The following is a 17261-nucleotide window of genomic DNA, read 5'->3' on the forward strand; positions in this document are numbered from 1 at the left end:
TCTAGGGCGTACAGCTATAAAAACAATAGCAAACGCAGATTCAGCACGAAAACCTCAAGACGAAACCCGGCACTGGCCGGGTTTTTTCATGGGCGCGCTTATCTGGTGGGGGCGCCCAGCCCTGCGCGCACGGGCGCCTTCCCTCAGCGCATCGCCAGCAGGATGCGGATGTCCGAGTCCACCGGCAACGCGTAGTCGTAGGCGGCCATGACCGCGTTGCCCTCGGGGCTCACCAGCTTGAGGCTCACGTACACCGTCTGCGGCGTGGCCGCATAGGTGCCCACCACCACGGCCTGCGCCGCCTGGGCGCGGCTCACCTCGCGCACTTCGCGCGACAGCAGCAGTTCGCCATCGCCCGGGCGCATGACCAGGTTCTCGCGCAGCTTCAGTTCGGTCACGCGCACGCCGCGCTGCACCAGGCGGCCGGCGATCTGCTCGGAACACAGGCGGCCCAGCCGGGACGATTCGTTCAGCCGGTCCAGGTGCACCAGCGTGGACACCAGCACCGGCTGGCGCGGATCGAGCGGCGCGCCCTGCAGCAGCATGTCGGCGGCCTTCTGATTGAATTCGAGCAGATCGGTCTGCACGCCGCCCGCGGCCGCGCTGCCGTAGTAATAGCGCGCGCAGCCCGGCAGGGCCACCGCTGCGGCGCCGACCAGCGCGCCCGCCAGCACGGTGCGGCGCCTCATGGCACCACCCGCCATGTCTTGACCGGCGTGGCCGCCACCGCCGGCACGCGCGGCAGGTACAGCGCCACGTCGCCCTGGTCGATGGAATACACGTCGCTGGTGCGCGCCAGCACGCGCTCGTCCGACTCGATGGAGGTCGTCACCAGGATCTCGGTGCGCGCCGGGCCGCTGGCCAGCAGCACGTCCGGCGCCGGCACATAGGCGCCGGAGGCATCGCGCACCACCGCCACGCCTTCGGACAGCCGCACCCGCGGCGGCGCGTTCACGCCACCGCCCTGGTGCTGCACGACCTGCGTGGACACCGCCATGCGCACGCCCGTCGGCTGGGTGGACACGGTGAGGCCGCGCTCCACCAGGCGCGTCATCAGCAGCGAGCGGAACCCCGCGTCGAAGCCGTCGCCCTGCGCAGGCACGAGATAGATCGGGTACTCGCCCGGCGGCCAGTCGCGCAGCCGGACCACCGTGCGATCGGCCACGTCGCGCGCCAAGACGTCCCAGTGCTGCACGGCGCGCGCGGTTTTCTGCGTGGAGGGCGCATGGGCCTCGTCGCGCGGCAGATCCGGCGCGGCGCAGCCGGCCAGCAGCGCCGCGGCGCACAGCAGGCCCCCGCCGGCCAGGCCGCGCACGGGCCCGAACCGCTCCGCCAGAGCGAATCCGTTGCCAGGCCCCTGTGCCCGGCCGGCCGGGCGCGCACGTTTTTCGAGAGATTCCATAACTGCAAATGCTAGCGGCCGCCCGCGTGGAGCATCGGCCGAACAGCGCGGCTTTTCCCCCGCTGCCAGCCCGCTTGCGCAGCCGCCGCATGCGGCACCACGGGCAGCGGCGGCAGAGGAATCCGCCAGTCCATGGCGTTGTTTCCCTGTGCCGCCGCGCTGTTTGCAGCCAAAAGGCGCATGGCGGCCGCGATCCGTGCCCACGGCAACTTCGTCGCCAGGGACAGGCATCGGCACCAACGCCCGGCCCGGCCGCTCAGCGCCTGCACGGCTTTCAACCGTGCGTTCCCCGGCGCGCAAGCCCTGCTGCTGCGGTACTCGCCTACGCGGTGCTCAAGCGGCCTTGCGACAAAATCCGCGCATGTCCCGCCCCGCCGCCCCCCAGCCCAACACGCCGCCGATGGCGCACGACCTGCCACCCGCCTCTGCGACCACAGGGCACCGTTCGGCCGGCGGCCCGCCCGACACGCCCCCTTCGCCATCCTCCGACCCAGCCGCCGCCGCGCCCGAGCCCGGCGGCGATGTGCCGCCGCAACCCTTGGCGCCGGACGCGGCGGGGGCATCGGTCTTGGAGCCGTCGCCTGCCGGCCCAGCCGAGGCGCCACGCTCCGGGCCGCCCTCCGCCGCCGCATCGGCGCCACCCCCCTCACCGCACGCGAGCAGCGCCCCAGTGCCGGCCACCAGCGCCGCCGCCGGCCCCCTCCCCGGAGCCCCGGGTTTCATGATCAACATGCCGATCGACGTGCGCAACATGTCGCTCGCCCTGCTGGCCCTGTTCGCCACTGTCGCGCTGCTGCACTGGGCCAGCGCCGTGTTCATCCCCCTCATGCTGAGCGTGCTGCTCACCACCGCGCTGCACCCCGCGGTCAGCGCCCTGCACCGCTGGCACATCCCGCGCTGGCTCGGGGCCGGCGTGCTGCTGATGGGCATCGTCGGCAGCCTGGGCGGCGCGGCCTGGTCGCTCAGCGACGGCGCGGCCGAACTCGTGGATTCGGTGCCCGTGGCCGCACGCAAGGTGCGCGACGCCATGCGCCAGCGCATGGGCGGCCCCAGCCCGCTGGACACCATGCAGAAGGCCGCCACGCAGATCGAGCAGGCCGCTACCGAAAGCATTCCGCCGCAGACGCGCCGCGGCGTGCAGCGCGTGGTGATCGAGCGCGCGCCCTTCAACATCCGCGACTACGTGTGGAGCGGCACCATGGGCCTGGCCTCAGCGGCCGGGCAAATCACCGTGGTGGTCTTCCTCACCTTCTTCGCCCTGGCATCGGGCAACCTCTTTCGGCGCAAGCTCATGCGCATCGCCGGCCACAGCCTGGAGCGGCGCAAGGTGACCATGGCGGTGCTGGACGACATCACCGGCCAGATCCAGCGCTACCTGCTGGTGCAATTGCTCACCAGCGTGCTGGTGGGCGTGGCCACCGGCGCCGCCTACGCGCTGCTGGGCCTGGAAAACCCCGCGGTCTGGGGCGTGGTGGCCGGGGTGCTCAACCTGGCGCCCTACATCGGCTCGGTGGTGGTGACGGGCGCGTCGGCCCTGGTGGCCTTCCTGCAGTTCGGCACCGTGGACATGGCGCTGGCCATCGGCGGCGCCTCGCTCTTCATCCACACCCTGGTGGGCAATCTGCTCACCCCCTGGCTCACCAGCAAGACCAGCCGCATGAGCCCGGTGGCCGTGTTCGTCAGCGTGCTGGTGTGGGGCTGGCTGTGGGGCCTGTGGGGCCTGCTGCTGGGCATCCCGGTGATGATGGCCGTGAAGGCGATCTGCGACCGGGTGGAGGATTTGCGGGCGGTGGGGGAACTGCTGGGGGATTGATCGGCCAAAAGATCGACGCATCCTTGCTGTCAGCCGGTCAACTGCCTCTTTCCCTGTTCGCGACGGTGCACGGGGCTTCGGACACTCACACAGGCCCATGAGCGGACGACGGTAGCCTGAGCCTCTCAGGAGACCCGAGTGAAGATCACCGACACCCCCCGTGCCCGCCCGTCACCTACGGCGCAATCGAGCGAACCCAGCACATCGTCGAGGTCGGCTCCTCAAGCGGGCTCGCAAGCCTTGCAGCCAAGGGCCCAACACCTGACCTGCGGGCCGGGCACAATGCCGCCTCGCTCCAGCGTTGGCAGTCTTCCGGCGCCCTCGGCAGGCGAGCAAGTCGGGCCTCCAGGCCCCGCCTTACGCGGTGATCGCGCCATTTCGAAAGAAGCACTTCGAAAGGTCGACTTACAACTTGCGGGATACCTGCATGTTCGCGCATCCGCAGCACGCCGGATCGACGATCCCCCAACCATCGATAGGCTAAGACAAGGCCAAACTGCGCTGGCTAGAGGCATTGCCTCGCTCGCACTTGGGCGAGGAAACGTCGCGGCAGACATCGCCGCAAACGATGGTGCTTCCTATGTTGCCGTCCAATTGCAGAGAGACGCCGTCGAATTCTTAACGCGCGGGTTGACGTACACCCGGCCAGCCAATGCGGGAAAACCGAGTCTTCTGGCACAGCGGATGATGCGCTTGCACGCGTGCTGGCCGAAGCAGTTCGACGCTGAACTGAAAGCCCACTTCCCAGACAAGCATGCCGCCGATGAGGCGACACAGTACATCGCAAAGACAGTCGCAGCACGGGCTTTTGCTTCAGGCAACTGCGGGGAACATGCCCGTGTTGCCGCCGACAGCCTGATGCAGGACGGGCCATCGCCGAGCGCCGTTCGCATTGCCCGCTCAGTCGGTATAGACCACGCCTGGGCGGAGGGGCGCGTAGATTCCAAAGAGTTGCGGGATGACGACGTCATCCTCGACGGTTGGATGAGAACCCCCGTCCATTTGCGCGAGGACTCTCATCTGGCGAATGCCGCCACTGAAACACGCTCGGAGTTCGTTGGTGCCGAAACTCAAGCGTGGCTCGCTCAGGTTGTCGCGCACATGGCGCAGCAAGTGGCCCGAGACCCTGTACTCTACGAAATCACTGAGCGCGCCGATGCGCTTGCACAGGAGAATTTCGACAAAAGAGGAGCACCTGGCGCAGAAAGCAGCGTGCCACTGAACCTCCATTTAGACCTGCTGCAAGATGCCTCCACACGTTCAGCAACCCAGGCGGGCATACATGCCGACATCGAAGCAAGCGGAACGGCCATCAGCATGGGCCTGTCCATCAAGGAAGCCACTCAGCCCGAGGTGGTCGACGCGATGAAAGGCGCCCGGGATTCACTGTTAGCGCAGGAATGGCCCACATCGCAAGACTGGAAACCAACACCTTTGTCGCCACCAACATAAGCCGAATCACCGGTGATCTGGCTCGCAGGGCGATAGACGCGGCCGGCCTACCCTGCTGCAATCCAGCCGAACCGCCGTGACATCACGGTTTGGCAGAGCAATGAGGTGGTAGCGATGGGTCAGAACACTCCGAAGGAATATTGTCGAAAAGCACGACACGCCCCACGTAAACCTTGTGGGTAGTGATCGGAGGAGTGTCCAGGTGCCAACTGATCTCGCCATTCATCCAAAGGTCCACCACCTCGCTTTCACGCAGCAGGGTTCTCGAGTTCACGTGATACAGGCGCACCAGGGACGGTATTTTTTATCGTAGTGAATGACCCGCTGCAGCAGGGACGCGTCATGAATCTCCAGGCGATACACATATCTGGGGCTGTTGTAGCTGTTGAATAGTCTGGGCGTGGCTGCAACCCAGGCAAGGAACAGCACGGCGTTCAACGCCAGGCACCAAGCGATGCATGGGACTTTTTTTGACGTCATGCACCGGGAGTTACCACCCGCATTCCAAGAACAGGAAAACAGGACAAGACGCCTCGGCAGTTACTCACGAGCGACCTTCGCAACTGAGCAGCGGCGAAGGAGGCGTGCATTCCGAGGGGAGCTTTTCGAAAACCACATCGCGGCCGACGTGCACCTTGTTCACGGGGCCGGGCGTGTCCACGTCCCAGACGATGGCGTCGTTGTGCCACAGATCGACCACGGGGCTCTCGCCGAGCAATACCCTGGACTCGAATCGGTGCAGTCGCACCACGGCCGGCTTTTTCATCTCGGGGTGGGTGACCCGCTGCCACCAGGAGGCGTGGTAGATATCCAGGCGGTACACATACCGGGGGCTGTTGTAGCGGTTGTAGAGCGTCGGCGTGGATACATACCAGGCCAGGAACAGTGCGGCGTGCAATGCCAGCCACCAGGCGATGCACGGGATTTTCTTGAACAAGGAAAGCATCTTCATCACTTGCCGAAATTCTTCTGGCATTCGGGCAAATGCAAATCCTGCTCAGCGCATTCCAGCGGAATGTTCTCGAACACCACATCGCGGCCCACGCGCACTTTTTTCAGATCCTTGGGGGCATCCACGAACCACATGATCTCGCTATTGCCGCCGTCCATATCGACCACCTCGCTCTCGCGCAGCAGGGCCGGGGGTTCTACCTGGTAGAGGTGCACCATAGCGGGCATTCTGAAATCGTAATGAACGATGCGCTGAAGAATGGATGGGTCATAAAACTCCAGGCGATACGCCATGCGGGGGCTGTTGTAGCTGGAACGGAAAGTGGGGGTGGACACATACCAGCCCGCCAGGAGCAACAGGTCCAGCGCCACGCACCAGACGATGCACGGAACCTTCTTTAAATCGGGCAGCTTCATGACCACTCCAGCGATATAGGAAAAGGCAGGCGAACCCGATGCACGTCGGACAAGACAATGAAGTCGCCGCCCCGCCCGTGCAGGCCACGCCATCGGCGAAAGTCCTGGTTCTGAACCAAATAGGCATGGCTCAATGCCTTGCCCTCTGTCTCATTCGCCCACTGTTCAGAAATCGACACGCGTCCTCCCAGGTCGATGCGGCTGACGCCCCCGTATCCCCAGAAGCCCAAGGGCTGCGAGAGGAAGGCATGGTCGCCATCATTGAAATCGTAGGAGTCGCGCAGGTAAAAGCCCAGTTCATCGATCAGGATGGCCGTCTTTCCAGCGCCTTTGGAAGTGACGATGCCGGACACCGCCACTTTGAGCATCGCCTCCCCCATCGCGCCGTAGAAATCGTCCAGCGGATCGCTCAAACGCCCCACCTTCAAGACATTCACCTGGCAACTTTTATCCACGGCCTTGGCCGGATGGCCCAGCGAGCCAAACCGCCAAGACGGTTGAGGACGCCCCCCGCCCTGCTTTTCCACCCGATCTTTCAACAGTGACAAGCCGGCAGGACTGGCCCACTGCGCCTGCAACGTCGCCATGGCCGTACGCACCCGTGCGAAACCCAGAGCCCAGGCCATGGAGACGGTGCTTTCATCCAGTTGCACCGAATTCAACGTGGCGGTTTGATGGGGAGGATCACCCCGCTTCATCTCATAGGGCATCTCGAAAGCCGCCCCGCGAAACCACCGCTCCATCAACGCCGCCGCCACCGGCCACCCCATGCGCGAACGCATCACGCCAGGAATATCGTCCAGCTGAAACAGCCGCACCTTGGGCGGCAGTTTTTTCTGCAGTTGCGCTAGCAACTGCTCCTGGTCCACCTTGACCACCTCTTTCATGCACCCTCCCCTTTTTCCGGCGCCGCCTGTTTTTTGGAACTGCGAATTCTCGGAGCAAAGACAGCGCAAAGCGCGGTGCCGATCCGTTTTATGGTTACGCCACGTAACTATCGAGCAAATCCATGGTGAGAGCGTTCAGAGGCTGCAAGCCAAGCCCTCGAAGGCAAGGCAGTGGTCGCAGCCTGCGGCGCTGCTCCCGCTACGCCTGCGGCCCCGCCCCGCGCGCAGCCAGTTGCGCAGCCAGGGCCTGCAGCAACGCCAATTGCCGGCACACCAGCGCCAGCTGCGTCTGCACCAGCCGCAAGGTGTCGGGCGCGGCATCGGCGGCCTGTTCCAGCGCGGTGGCGAGCGTTTCGCCGTGGGCCGCATCGCCCTCCAGGGCCTCGCGGGTGCGCAGGGTGCGGGCGACGGCTTCGAGGCGCTCGACGGCATAGCGGGCGCCCTCCTGCACGAGGGGGTCGTCCACGCCTTCGGCGAGCTGGCCGCGGTGCGCGCCCAGTGCCGAGAGGTAGTTGAGCAGCGTGTGCGACAGCACCAGCATGCGCATGCCAGCCTGCGAATGCGAGCGCACGTGGCGGGGCTCGCGCAGCATGTGCGACAGGGCGGTGGAGAAGGCGGCGTCGGCGTTGTGCGCGGTACGGCGGGCCAGGCGATAGTCCAGGTCGTCTTCCTTGCCGGTGGCGTACTGCGACATGATCTCGCGCAGGTACTGCCCGTTGGCCTGCAGGGCCTGCGCGGCCACGGCGGCCAGGCGCCGGCCCTGCCAGTCGGGCAGCACGACCATCATGGCGACGGTGGCGATGGCGCTGCCGATCAGGGTGTCGAACAGGCGCGGCAGGATGAGTGCATAGGCCTCGCCGGTGGCCTGGTTGAAGCACATGAGCACCAGCAGCGTGATGGCGGCGGTGGCCGTGAGGTAGCGCGTGGTGCGGGTGACGAAGAACAGCACGCCCGCCGCCACGGCGATGAGCGCCTGCAGCGGCAGGCTGGGAAAGAGCTTGAGCAGCGCCCAGCCGACCACCAGGCCGACGGCGGTGCCGGCGATGCGCTGCGACACGCGCGTGACGGTGGCGCCGTAGGTGGGCTGGCACACGAACAGCGTGGCCAGCGGAATCCAGTAGCCGTGCACGGGGTCGATGAGCTGCATGGCGACGTAGCCGGCCGCGAGCGCCAGCGACAGGCGCGTGGCATGGCGAAACAGCGGCGTGCCCGGGTGCAGCTGCGCGCGCACGCGGCCCCAGGCATCGGCCAGCGACCGGGGCGAGCGGTCCAGCAGGCTGCTGTCGCCCAGGCGTTCGCCGCCATCCGGGTGGGTGGCCGCATCGAGCTGGCCGGAGAGCGTGGCGAGATTGCGGGCCAGCGCGCGCAGGCTGCGCAGGGGCCGCTGCCAGGCGCTCTGGCGCTGGTTCTCCAGGTGGGCGATGGAGTCGTGCAGGTCGGCCATGGCGCGCTCGCCGGCGGGGTCGCGCACGAAGGGCTCGTGCGTCTGCAGGGCCTCGGCCAGGCGGGTGCAGTCCACGCCCTGCAGCTGCAGCACGCGCTGGCAGCGGTAGAGCACGTCGCTGTGGAACAGCACGTCGGCCCAGTCGTTGTAGTGGTGGTGCGACGAGCTGGCGCGCTCGTGGATGTCCTGCGCGATGAAGTACAGGTTCAGGTGGCGCAGCAGCCGGCCGGTGGGGGGCGGCGCGTCGCGGCGCGCGCCCAGGCGGCTGAAGATGCTTTCCTTGGTGGTGTTGAGGGCGGCCACCACGCGGCCGTTGGTCTGGGCGAGCGCCAGGCGCCGGCGCTCCACGTCCACGCCGCGCACGGGCTCGAACAGGCTGGCCTTGAGCCGCAGGTAGGCGCCCAGCACGCCGTAGAGCTTGGCGAGGTTCTGGCGCACGGGCTGGTGCGGAAACAGCGCGCACCACAGCAGCGACAGCAGGCCGTACCAGGTGGCGCCGGCGAGCAGCCAGGTGGGCACGCTCCAGGCCAGCCCCTCGCCCCGGGGCACACCCTGGTGCGCGCCTGGATGCGCCCCAGGCGCCACGCTGATGGCGGTGTAGAGCGCCAGGATGACGGTGGCCAGGGCGATGGCGCGGTAGCGCTCGCCCACGGCGCCGAGCATGGTGAAGCCGAAGGTGGACACGGCCATCCCCGCCACGAACCACACCGGCCACGGCAGCAGCGCCTCGACCGAGAACGCGGCGGTGGCAAAGCAGGCCAGCGTGACGAGCAGCGCCCGCAGCCGGCCGCGCCAGTTGTCGTCGGTCTCGGCGATGGCGCTGGCGATGATGCCCAGGAAGATCGGCGTGACCAGCGGCACGCGGTCCAGCCACCAGCACACGGCCATGGCGCCGCTCAGCGCGATGAACACGCGCACGCCGTACACCAGCGCATCCTGCGCCCACAGGCGCCTTGCCCAACCTGCCATTGCCGTTTTCAAGATCGCATCAACCCTGCAGAGAGATGGGAATATTCAGCGGGGCATGCCCAGTATCTGAATACGCGGCAAGACGCCTCGACTGCCACTTCACGAGCGCCCCTCGCAACTGAGCAGCGGCGAAGGCGGCGTGCATTCCGAGGGGAGCTTTTCAAACACCACGTCACGGCCCACGTGCACCCTGTTCACGGAGCCGGGCGTGTCCACGTCCCAGACGATGCCATCGTTGTGCCACAGATCGACCACGGGGCTCTCGCCGAGCAGCGCCCTGGACTCGAATCGGTGCAGGCGCACCACGGCCGGTTTTTTCATCTCGGGGTGGGTGATCCGTTGCCACCAGGAGGCTTGGTAGATGTCCAGGCTGTACACATAGCGGGGGCTGTTGTAGCGGTTGAATAGTTGAGGCGTTGCCGCAAGCCACGCAAGGATCAGCACGGCATTCAACGCCAAGCACCAGGCGATGTAGGGGACTCTTTTTGCGCTTGAAACGGGTAGAGCATCCATCAATGTTTTGCGTCGCAGGCCGGAGGGGGCGATGGATCGGCACATTCGGGAGGAATGTTCTCGAAAGCCACGTCATTGCCGACCTGTACCGCATTGTTGGGCGGACTCAACCACCAATGGATTTCTCCATTCATCCAAAGATCGACGACCTGACTTTCACCCAGCAGTGTTTTGGAATTCACGCGGTACAAACGTACCACGTAGGGCATCTTGTAGTCGTGATGGATGATGCGCTGAACGAGAGACGCTTTGTGAAACTCAAGGCGATAGACGCGCTGAGGGCTGTTTTCACTATCGAAAAATGTGGGCGTCGCAGCGTACCAAGCAAGAAAAATAAGTGCATTCAATGCCAAGCACCAGACGATGCAAGGGACTTTCCTGAAGTCATTTAGCTTCATTACCATTCCAATTTGATGGGAAACGGAAGGCGAACACGGTGCACGTCGGAGAGAACAACGAAGTCTGCACCTCGGCCATGTTGAGTGCGCCACTGGCGAAAATCTTGGTTCTGCACAAAGTAAACATCTCTGCGGATCTTGGACGCCTCTTGATTCACCCATTGATTTGAGATGGGGATGCCTCGGCCTACGTTCACACGACTCACCCCTTGAAATCCCCAGAAGCCCAGAGGCTGTGAAAGGAAAGGGGTTTCACCATCGTTGAAGTCATAGCTATCGCGAAGGTAAAAGCCCAATTGATCGATAGCGACAGTGGTTTTTCCTAAACCATTCTTTGCGACAAGTCCAGACACCGCGATCTTGAGCGTGGCTTCTCCCATGGCTCCATAGAAATCATCCAATGGATCACTGAGTTGGCCACAGTGCACATAGTTGGTTTGACACGTGCCATCAACCCCTTTGGCAGGCTGCGCCAGGTTGCCAAACCTCCATGACTGAGAGGTTCCTGTCGTTTGGTCATTGATGCGCTTCTTCAGCAAGAGCAACGCTGAAGGCGTCGCCCATTGCTTCTGGAGCTTCGCCATCGCGGCACGGACCCGTGCAAAGCCGAGTGCCCAATTCATAGTGACGGTACTCTCATCCAGGCGCGAGGAGCCCAATTGGGCCAACTCGAAGGGATCGCGTCCACGCTTCATCAGTTCTGGCATCTCGAAAGCCGCCCCGCGAAACCACCGCTCCATCAACGCCGCCGCCACCGGCCACCCCATGCGCGAGCGCATCACGCCGGGAATGTCGTCGAGCTGAAACAGCCGCACCTTGGGTGGCAGCTTTTCTCCAGTTGCGCTCGCAACTGCTCTGGGTCCACCTTGACCACGCCGTTCATGAACACTCCCTTATTTGTTGTCGCTTGTTTTCGAATCGCGGATTCTAGAAAACAAAGGGCATCCAAAACACGGAGTCGCTCATTTTCCGGGTTACGCAACGTAACTATTAAAACACCAAAGAAGGAAGGCATCCGCTGAAAACTCACCACGCCGCGCGGGCACCAGCCGACGCCCTGCCCCCGCCCTCAGCCGGTGTTGCGCAACCCGGCCGCGATGCCGTTGATCGAGATGTGGATGCCGGTCTGCACGCGCTCGTCGCCCTGCCCGCCGCGCCAGCGGCGCACCAGTTCGACCTGCAGGTGGTGCAGCGGGTCGATGTACGGAAAGCGGTGGCGGATCGACCGGGCCAGGGCGGTGTTGTGCGTCAGGCGGTGCTTCTCGCCGGTGATGCGGGTGAGCGCATCGGCCGTGCGCTGCCACTCGGCCTCGATGGCGCCGAAGACCTTCTTGCGCAGGCGCGTGTCGGCCACCAGCTCGCTGTAGCGCGAGGCCAGGGCCAGGTCGCTCTTGGCCAGCACCATGTCCATGTTGGACAGCAGCGTGCCGAAGAACGGCCACTGGCGGTACATCTTCTGCAGCAGGGCCATCTGCGCCTTGGGGTCCTGGCCGGGCTGCTTGACGAAGGCCTCCACCGCGGCGCCGAAGCCGTACCAGCCCGGCAGCGTGAGCCGGCACTGGCCCCAGCTGAAGCCCCAGGGAATGGCGCGCAGGTCTTCGATGCGCTGGCTGGGCTTGCGCGAGGCCGGGCGCGAGCCGATGTTCAGCTCGGCGATCTCGCGGATGGGCGTGGAGTTGAAGAAGTAATCGGTGAAGCCCGGGGTGTCGTACACCAGCGCGCGGTAGGCGCCCATGCTGGCGACCGACAGTTGCGCCGCCGCCGCCAGGAAGTCCTTGGTGGCGGGCTTGGTGGGCTGCAGCAGCGTGGCCTCCAGCGTGGCGGCGACCAGGGTTTCCAGGTTGCGCCGGCCGATCTCGGGGTTGGCGTATTTGGAGGCGATGACCTCGCCCTGCTCGGTCAGGCGGATCTGCCCGCGCACGGTGCCGGGCGGCTGCGCCAGGATGGCCTGGTAGCTCGGGCCGCCTCCGCGGCCCACAGTGCCGCCGCGGCCATGGAACATGCGCAGCTGGATGCGGTGGCTGGCGGCCAGTTCGTCGAACAGTGCCACCAGCGCGATCTCGGCGCGGTACAGCTCCCAGCTGCTGGTGAAGATGCCGCCGTCCTTGTTGCTGTCGCTGTAGCCCAGCATGATGTCCTGCTCGGCGCCGCTGGCCTGCACCATGGCGGCGAAGCCGGGCACGGCGTACAGCTCGCGCATGATGGGCGCGGCGTTGCGCAGGTCTTCGATGGTCTCGAACAGCGGCACCACGATGAGGTCGGTGGTGGCAGCGCTGCCCGGCGCGGGCGGCACGGCATCGAGCGTGCCGTGCATCAGCCCCACTTCCTTTTGCAGCAGCAGCACTTCGAGCAGGTCGCTCACGGTTTCGGTGTGGCTGATGATGTAGTGGCGGATGGCCTGCGGGCCGAAGCGCTCGCGCATCTGCCGCGCCGTCTCGAAGATGGCGATCTCGCCCGTGGTGTGCTCGGAATACGTGGCGCCCACCACGCGCAACGGCCGGGCATCGGCCAGCAGGCGCAGCAGCAGCGCGCGGCGGTCGGCCTCGGGCAGGGCCGCGTAGTCGGGCTCCACGCGCGCCGTGGCCAGCAGCTCGGCGACCACCTTCTCGTGCTGGTCGGAGCTTTGGCGCAGGTCCACGGTGGCCAGGTGAAAGCCGAACACCTCCACCGCGCGCACCAGCGGGTGCAGGCGCTCGGCGGCCAGCGCCGCGCCGCGGTGCGAGCGCAGCGAGGCCTCGATCACGCGCAGGTCGGCCAGGAAGGCCTCGGCATCGGGATAGGGGTTCTGCGGCGCGACGGCATGGCGCGCGGCCTCGCCGCCGGTCAGGTTGCGCAGCGTGGCGGCCAACCGGGCGTAGATGCCGGTGAGCGCGCGGCGGTACGGCTCGTCCTGGCGGTGCTCGCTGTGGTCGGGCGAGCGCTCGGCCAGGGCCTGCATGTCGGGCGAGACCTGCACGAGCCGCGCCGACAGCGACAGCTCGCCGCCCAGGAAGTGCACCTCGGTCAGGTAGTGGCGCAGCGCCACCTCGGCCTGCCGGCCCAGCGCCAGCGACAGCGTGGCCGCGCTCACGTTGGGGTTGCCGTCGCGGTCGCCGCCGATCCACTGGCCCATGCGCAGGAAGCTCGCCACCGGATGGTTGCCCAGCTCGCGCTCCAGCTCGGCATAGATCTTGGGGATCTCGCGCAGAAAGGTCGATTCGTAGTACGACAGCGCGTTCTCGATCTCGTCGGCCACGGTGAGCTTGGTGTAGCGCAGCAGGCGCGTCTGCCACAGCTGGGCCACGCGGGCGCGCAGCCGCGCCTCGTTGGCCGCCAGCTCGCGCGGGGTGAGCGCGTCCTTGGCGCTGTTGTACAACTGGGCACGCACCTGAATGTCGCCGCGCTCGGCCAGCAACTGGGCGATGTCGCGCTCGGCATCCAGGATGCTCTTGCGCTGCACTTCGGTCGGGTGGGCGGTGAGCACCGGCGCCACGTAACTCCTGGCCAGCGTCTGCGAGATGGTGCGCGGCGCGATGCCGGCCCAGCGCAGCCGCGCCAGGGCCACCTCGATGCTGCCCTCCTGCGCGCTGCCGGCGCGCTCGTGCACGGTGCGGCGGCGGATGTGGTGGCGGTCCTCGGCCAGGTTGGCCAGGTGGCTGAAATAGGTGAAGGCGCGGATCACGCTGACCGTCTGGTCGCCCGACAGGCCCTTGAGCAGCTTCTTGAGCGCCTTGTCGGCCTCCTGGTCGGCATCGCGGCGAAAGGCCACCGACAGCTTGCGCACCTGCTCCACCAGGTCGTAGGCGGCGACCCCTTCCTGCTCGCGAATCACGTCGCCCAGGATGCGGCCCAGCAGCCGGATGTCCTGGATCAGCGGCAGGTCCTTGTCGGTCTTGCGGGGGGCGGCCGCTGCGGGCGCGGCGTCGGTCTTGCGGGGGGTCGCGTTCATGCGGAAAGGGTCTCCTGCGCGCTCGGGCGCATCATGGACAGAGGGCGGCGGCTGCTGCGGGCCCATGCTAGCATCCCCGCTGCCCGCGCCGCTCGGCGCACCCGCCCCGCGCACCCCCCGTATTCCCTCCGTGCGCGGCGGCCCCCCTACCGCGATGAATCCCTTCGAAACCCCCACCCATTTCCCCTTCGTGATCGCCACCCGCGAAAGCCGCCTGGCCCTGTGGCAGGCAGAGCATGTGCGGGCCCTGCTGCAGGCGCGCGGCTACACCGTGCAGCTGCTTGGCATGACCACCAAGGGCGACCAGATCCTGGACCGCACGCTCAGCAAGGTGGGCGGCAAGGGCCTGTTCGTGAAGGAGCTGGAAGTGGCGCTGGAAGAAGGCCGCGCGCACATCGCCGTGCACTCGCTGAAAGACGTGCCGATGGAGCTGCCCGAAGGCTTTCACCTGGCCGCGGTGATGGAGCGCGAAGACCCGCGCGATGCCTTCGTCTCGAACCGCTTCGCGCGCCTGGCCGACCTGCCCCAGGGCGCGGTGGTGGGCACCTCCAGCCTGCGCCGCCAGGTGCTGCTGCAGGCCCTGCGGCCCGACCTGAAGATCGAGCCGCTGCGCGGCAACCTGGACACCCGCCTGCGCAAGCTCGACGAAGGGCTGTACGACGCCATCGTGCTCGCCGCTGCGGGCCTGAAGCGCCTGGGCCTGCACGACCGCATCCGCGCCACGTTCGAGCCCGCCGAGATGCTGCCGGCCGCCGGCCAGGGCGCGCTCGGCCTGGAAGTGCGCAGCCACCGGCAGGACGTGATCGCCGCGCTGGCGCCGCTGGCCCACCTGCCCAGCTGGCTGGGCGTGACGGCCGAGCGCGCCGTGAGCCGCGCCATGGGCGGCAGTTGCTCCATGCCGCTGGCCGCGTACTCGCAATGGCAGGCTGACGGCACGCTGCAGCTCGATGCCGCCTGGGGCGACCCGCACGGTGTGCTGCCGCTGGTGCGCGCGACCGTCTCCGGCGCCGTGCAGACGTTGGCGCAGGCCGATGCCCTGGGCAGCGACGCCGCAGCGCAGTTGTGCGCACAAGGCGCGCAGCCTGCGGGCTGAGCCCCCCCGCCCCTTCCGACGACGCCCGCCACGACGGTCCCGCCCTTGAGCCTTGCCACCCGCACGCCCCCCACCCGCCGCGCCATCGTCACGCGGCCCGAGCGCGATGCCACGCAATGGATCGTGGCCCTGCACGCGCGCGGCATCGACGCGGTGGCCCTGCCGCTGATCGCCATCGCCGGCTGCAGCGATCCGGAGGCAGTCGCCGCGCTGCACCGGGCGCGCGAGGGCTTTGGCGACTACCGCGCGGTGATGTTCGTGAGCGCCAATGCCGTGCGCTACTTCTTCGAGTCGAATCGGCCTCCAGCGCATATTTCACTAGGGCGTTCTGCTACAAAAACAAGAGCATGGTCCCCGGGCCCCGGCACCGCCCAGGCGCTGCGCGACAGCGGCATGCCCGCCGCGCAGATCGACCAGCCCGCGGCCACGGCCGGGCAGTTCGATTCCGAATCGCTGTGGGAGCGGGTGCAGCCGCAGGTGCAGCCCGGCGACCGCATCCTGATCGTGCGCGGCGCGCAGGGCGAGGCCGATGGCCCGTCGGACGCCTCCCAGGGCGGCACCGGACGCGAATGGCTGGCGCAGCAGATCGCCGCGGCCGGCGGGCAGGTGGAGTTCGTCGCGGCCTATGAACGCGCCGCGCCGCGGCTCACCCCCGCGCAGCAGGCCCTGGCCACGCAGGCCGCCACGGACGGCTCGCTGTGGCTGTTCAGCAGCTCCGAGGCCATCGCCCATCTCGCCGCCGCGCTGCCCGGCCAGGACTGGCGCGAGGCCCGCGCGCTGGTCACCCATCCGCGCATCGCGCAGGCCGCCGACGCCCTGGGCTTCGGGGCCGTGCGCCAGTGCCGGCCCGCCCTGGACGACGTGGTCGCCTCGATAGAATCGCACCCATGAGTTTTGAGCCCGCTTCCACCCCCGCCGCCCCACCGCTGGCCACGCCGCCGCCCCTGGCCGCCGCGCCCGCAGCGTCCGTGAAAAGCGCCAGCGGCAACCGCTACGCGCTCTGGGCCTTGGGGGCCGTGGCCGCCGCCGGCCTGCTGGGCAGCGCGCTGCTGTGGCAGCGCCTGAACACCATCCAGGAGCAACTGGCCCGGCAGACCGCCGACTCCGGCACCCAGGCCATCGAAGCCCGCACCCTCGCCCACCAGGCGCTGGACGTGTCGCGCGAAACCGCCGCGCGCCTCACGGTGAACGAAACCCGCGTGAGCGAAGTGGCCCTGCAGCGCGCCCAGCTCGAAGACCTGATGCAGAGCCTGTCGCGCTCGCGCGACGAGAACCTGGTGGTGGACATCGAATCCGGCATCCGCCTGGCCCAGCAGCAGGCCCAGCTGACCGGCAGCCTGGAGCCGCTGGTGGCCGCCCTGAAAAGCGCCAACCAGCGCATCGAACGCGCCGCCCAGCCCCGCCTGGCGCCCCTGTCGCGCGCCATCGGCCGCGACCTGGAGCGCATCGGCGCCGCCCAGGTGACCGACACCGCCGGCCTGCTCGCGCGGCTCGACGATCTGGTGCGGCAGGTGGACGAGCTGCCCCTGCAGAACGCCGTCGCCCAGGCCGCCGCCACGCGCCGCATGAACGCCCAGGTGCCCGCGGGCGACGCCGCCGCGCCGCCCGCCGCGCCCAGCCCCTGGTGGCAGTCTGCGCTGCAGCGCGCGTGGGAGGTCGTGCGCGACGAAGCCCGCGGCCTGCTGCGCGTGAGCCGCATCGACCGGCCCGAGGCCATCCTGGTATCGCCCGACCAGGCGTTCTTCCTGCGCGAGAACCTCAAGCTCAAGCTCATGAACGCCCGCCTGGGCGTGCTGGCCCGCCAGCTCGACTCGGCCCGCGCCGACCTGGCCGCCGCCAGCGCCGCGCTCAACCGCTACTTCGACCCCGCGTCGCGCCGCACGCAGATGGCCGCCACGGTGCTGCAGCAGGCGCAGTCGCACATCCGCACGGCCGAGCTGCCGCCGCTGGACGAAACCCTGTCCGCCCTGGCCACGGCCGCGGCCGGCCGCTGA

General features: G+C 67.5%; 15 protein-coding genes and 1 pseudogene. 5 read left to right on the plus strand and 11 right to left on the minus strand.

Annotated elements, in window-relative coordinates; all coding sequences use genetic code 11:
- Positions 1–143 precede the first annotated feature (143 nt).
- A complete protein-coding gene (locus M5C98_RS16460) occupies positions 144–689 on the minus strand; it encodes a FlgO family outer membrane protein (protein WP_272548521.1) in 546 nt (181 codons plus the stop codon).
- Positions 686–1402 carry a hypothetical protein gene (locus M5C98_RS16465; RefSeq protein WP_272548522.1) on the minus strand — a complete coding sequence of 239 codons (717 nt, stop codon included), beginning with the start codon at positions 1400–1402 and terminating at the stop codon, positions 686–688. The genes M5C98_RS16460 and M5C98_RS16465 overlap by 4 nt, the downstream gene beginning before the upstream one ends.
- Before the next feature lie 400 nt (positions 1403–1802).
- On the opposite strand from M5C98_RS16465, the gene M5C98_RS16470 reads away from it, so the two are divergent.
- Together M5C98_RS16470 and M5C98_RS16475 are read left to right on the plus strand one after the other, a co-directional pair.
- Positions 1803–3215, plus strand: a complete 1413-nt coding sequence (locus tag M5C98_RS16470) for an AI-2E family transporter (RefSeq protein WP_272553310.1) — start codon at positions 1803–1805, stop codon at positions 3213–3215.
- Between the two features lie 684 nt (positions 3216–3899).
- Positions 3900–4667 carry a hypothetical protein gene (locus M5C98_RS16475; RefSeq protein ID WP_272548523.1) on the plus strand — a complete coding sequence of 256 codons (768 nt, stop codon included), beginning with the start codon at positions 3900–3902 and terminating at the stop codon, positions 4665–4667.
- 82 nt (positions 4668–4749) lie between these two features.
- Here the strand turns inward: M5C98_RS16475 and M5C98_RS16480 are convergent.
- From M5C98_RS16480 to ppc, 9 genes and pseudogenes are all read right to left on the minus strand, one after another.
- A pseudogene (locus tag M5C98_RS16480) lies at positions 4750–5147 on the minus strand (hypothetical protein).
- A gap of 64 nt (positions 5148–5211) precedes the next feature.
- Entirely contained in the window at positions 5212–5619 is a 408-nt protein-coding gene (locus M5C98_RS16485; protein ID WP_272548524.1) for a hypothetical protein, read from the minus strand.
- Positions 5619–6035, minus strand: coding sequence for a hypothetical protein (locus M5C98_RS16490; RefSeq protein ID WP_272548525.1), 417 nt, complete (start codon positions 6033–6035; stop codon positions 5619–5621). Before M5C98_RS16490 ends, M5C98_RS16485 begins: the two co-directional genes overlap by 1 nt.
- Entirely contained in the window at positions 6032–6922 is an 891-nt protein-coding gene (locus tag M5C98_RS16495) for a DUF6402 family protein (RefSeq protein ID WP_272548526.1), read from the minus strand. Before M5C98_RS16495 ends, M5C98_RS16490 begins: the two co-directional genes overlap by 4 nt.
- 199 nt (positions 6923–7121) lie before the next feature.
- Positions 7122–9335 carry a YccS family putative transporter gene (gene yccS, locus M5C98_RS16500; RefSeq protein ID WP_272548527.1) on the minus strand — a complete coding sequence of 738 codons (2214 nt, stop codon included), beginning with the start codon at positions 9333–9335 and terminating at the stop codon, positions 7122–7124.
- A gap of 99 nt (positions 9336–9434) precedes the next feature.
- A complete protein-coding gene (locus tag M5C98_RS16505; protein ID WP_442867189.1) occupies positions 9435–9779 on the minus strand; it encodes a hypothetical protein in 345 nt (114 codons plus the stop codon).
- Positions 9780–9847: 68 nt separating this feature from the next.
- A complete protein-coding gene (locus tag M5C98_RS16510; protein WP_272548529.1) occupies positions 9848–10246 on the minus strand; it encodes a hypothetical protein in 399 nt (132 codons plus the stop codon).
- A complete protein-coding gene (locus M5C98_RS16515) occupies positions 10246–11061 on the minus strand; it encodes a DUF6402 family protein (RefSeq protein WP_336298480.1) in 816 nt (271 codons plus the stop codon). Before M5C98_RS16515 ends, M5C98_RS16510 begins: the two co-directional genes overlap by 1 nt.
- Positions 11062–11315: 254 nt before the next feature.
- Positions 11316–14174 (minus strand): phosphoenolpyruvate carboxylase, encoded by a 2859-nt coding sequence (ppc, locus tag M5C98_RS16520; RefSeq protein WP_272548530.1) that lies wholly within the window; start codon positions 14172–14174, stop codon positions 11316–11318.
- Positions 14175–14328: 154 nt separating this feature from the next.
- On the opposite strand from ppc, the gene hemC reads away from it, so the two are divergent.
- The 3 genes from hemC to M5C98_RS16535 are packed head-to-tail and all read left to right on the plus strand — an operon-like array spanning position 14329 to position 17261.
- Positions 14329–15267 carry a hydroxymethylbilane synthase gene (gene hemC / locus M5C98_RS16525; protein WP_272548531.1) on the plus strand — a complete coding sequence of 313 codons (939 nt, stop codon included), beginning with the start codon at positions 14329–14331 and terminating at the stop codon, positions 15265–15267.
- A 45-nt stretch (positions 15268–15312) separates the two neighbouring features.
- Positions 15313–16158 (plus strand): uroporphyrinogen-III synthase, encoded by an 846-nt coding sequence (locus tag M5C98_RS16530; protein ID WP_272548532.1) that lies wholly within the window; start codon positions 15313–15315, stop codon positions 16156–16158.
- Positions 16155–17261 (plus strand): uroporphyrinogen-III C-methyltransferase, encoded by a 1107-nt coding sequence (locus M5C98_RS16535; RefSeq protein ID WP_272548534.1) that lies wholly within the window; start codon positions 16155–16157, stop codon positions 17259–17261. The genes M5C98_RS16530 and M5C98_RS16535 overlap by 4 nt, the downstream gene beginning before the upstream one ends.

It is taken from the genome of Acidovorax sp. NCPPB 3576, assembly GCF_028473605.1.
Taxonomy (GTDB): domain Bacteria; phylum Pseudomonadota; class Gammaproteobacteria; order Burkholderiales; family Burkholderiaceae_C; genus Paracidovorax.

Excerpts from the sequence above, each read along its gene's own strand:
- M5C98_RS16535 (WP_272548534.1), top strand. The coding sequence starts at position 16,155 with ATGAGTTTTGAGCCCGCTTCCACCCCCGCCGCCCCACCGCTGGCCACG.
- M5C98_RS16485 (WP_272548524.1), bottom strand. The coding sequence starts at position 5,619 with ATGAAGATGCTTTCCTTGTTCAAGAAAATCCCGTGCATCGCCTGGTGG.
- ppc (WP_272548530.1), bottom strand. The coding sequence starts at position 14,174 with ATGAACGCGACCCCCCGCAAGACCGACGCCGCGCCCGCAGCGGCCGCC.
- M5C98_RS16470 (WP_272553310.1), top strand. The coding sequence starts at position 1,803 with ATGGCGCACGACCTGCCACCCGCCTCTGCGACCACAGGGCACCGTTCG.
- M5C98_RS16475 (WP_272548523.1), top strand. The coding sequence starts at position 3,900 with ATGATGCGCTTGCACGCGTGCTGGCCGAAGCAGTTCGACGCTGAACTG.
- M5C98_RS16495 (WP_272548526.1), bottom strand. The coding sequence starts at position 6,922 with ATGAAAGAGGTGGTCAAGGTGGACCAGGAGCAGTTGCTAGCGCAACTG.
- M5C98_RS16490 (WP_272548525.1), bottom strand. The coding sequence starts at position 6,035 with ATGAAGCTGCCCGATTTAAAGAAGGTTCCGTGCATCGTCTGGTGCGTG.
- yccS (WP_272548527.1), bottom strand. The coding sequence starts at position 9,335 with ATGGCAGGTTGGGCAAGGCGCCTGTGGGCGCAGGATGCGCTGGTGTAC.
- M5C98_RS16460 (WP_272548521.1), bottom strand. The coding sequence starts at position 689 with ATGAGGCGCCGCACCGTGCTGGCGGGCGCGCTGGTCGGCGCCGCAGCG.
- hemC (WP_272548531.1), top strand. The coding sequence starts at position 14,329 with ATGAATCCCTTCGAAACCCCCACCCATTTCCCCTTCGTGATCGCCACC.
- M5C98_RS16465 (WP_272548522.1), bottom strand. The coding sequence starts at position 1,402 with ATGGAATCTCTCGAAAAACGTGCGCGCCCGGCCGGCCGGGCACAGGGG.
- M5C98_RS16510 (WP_272548529.1), bottom strand. The coding sequence starts at position 10,246 with ATGAAGCTAAATGACTTCAGGAAAGTCCCTTGCATCGTCTGGTGCTTG.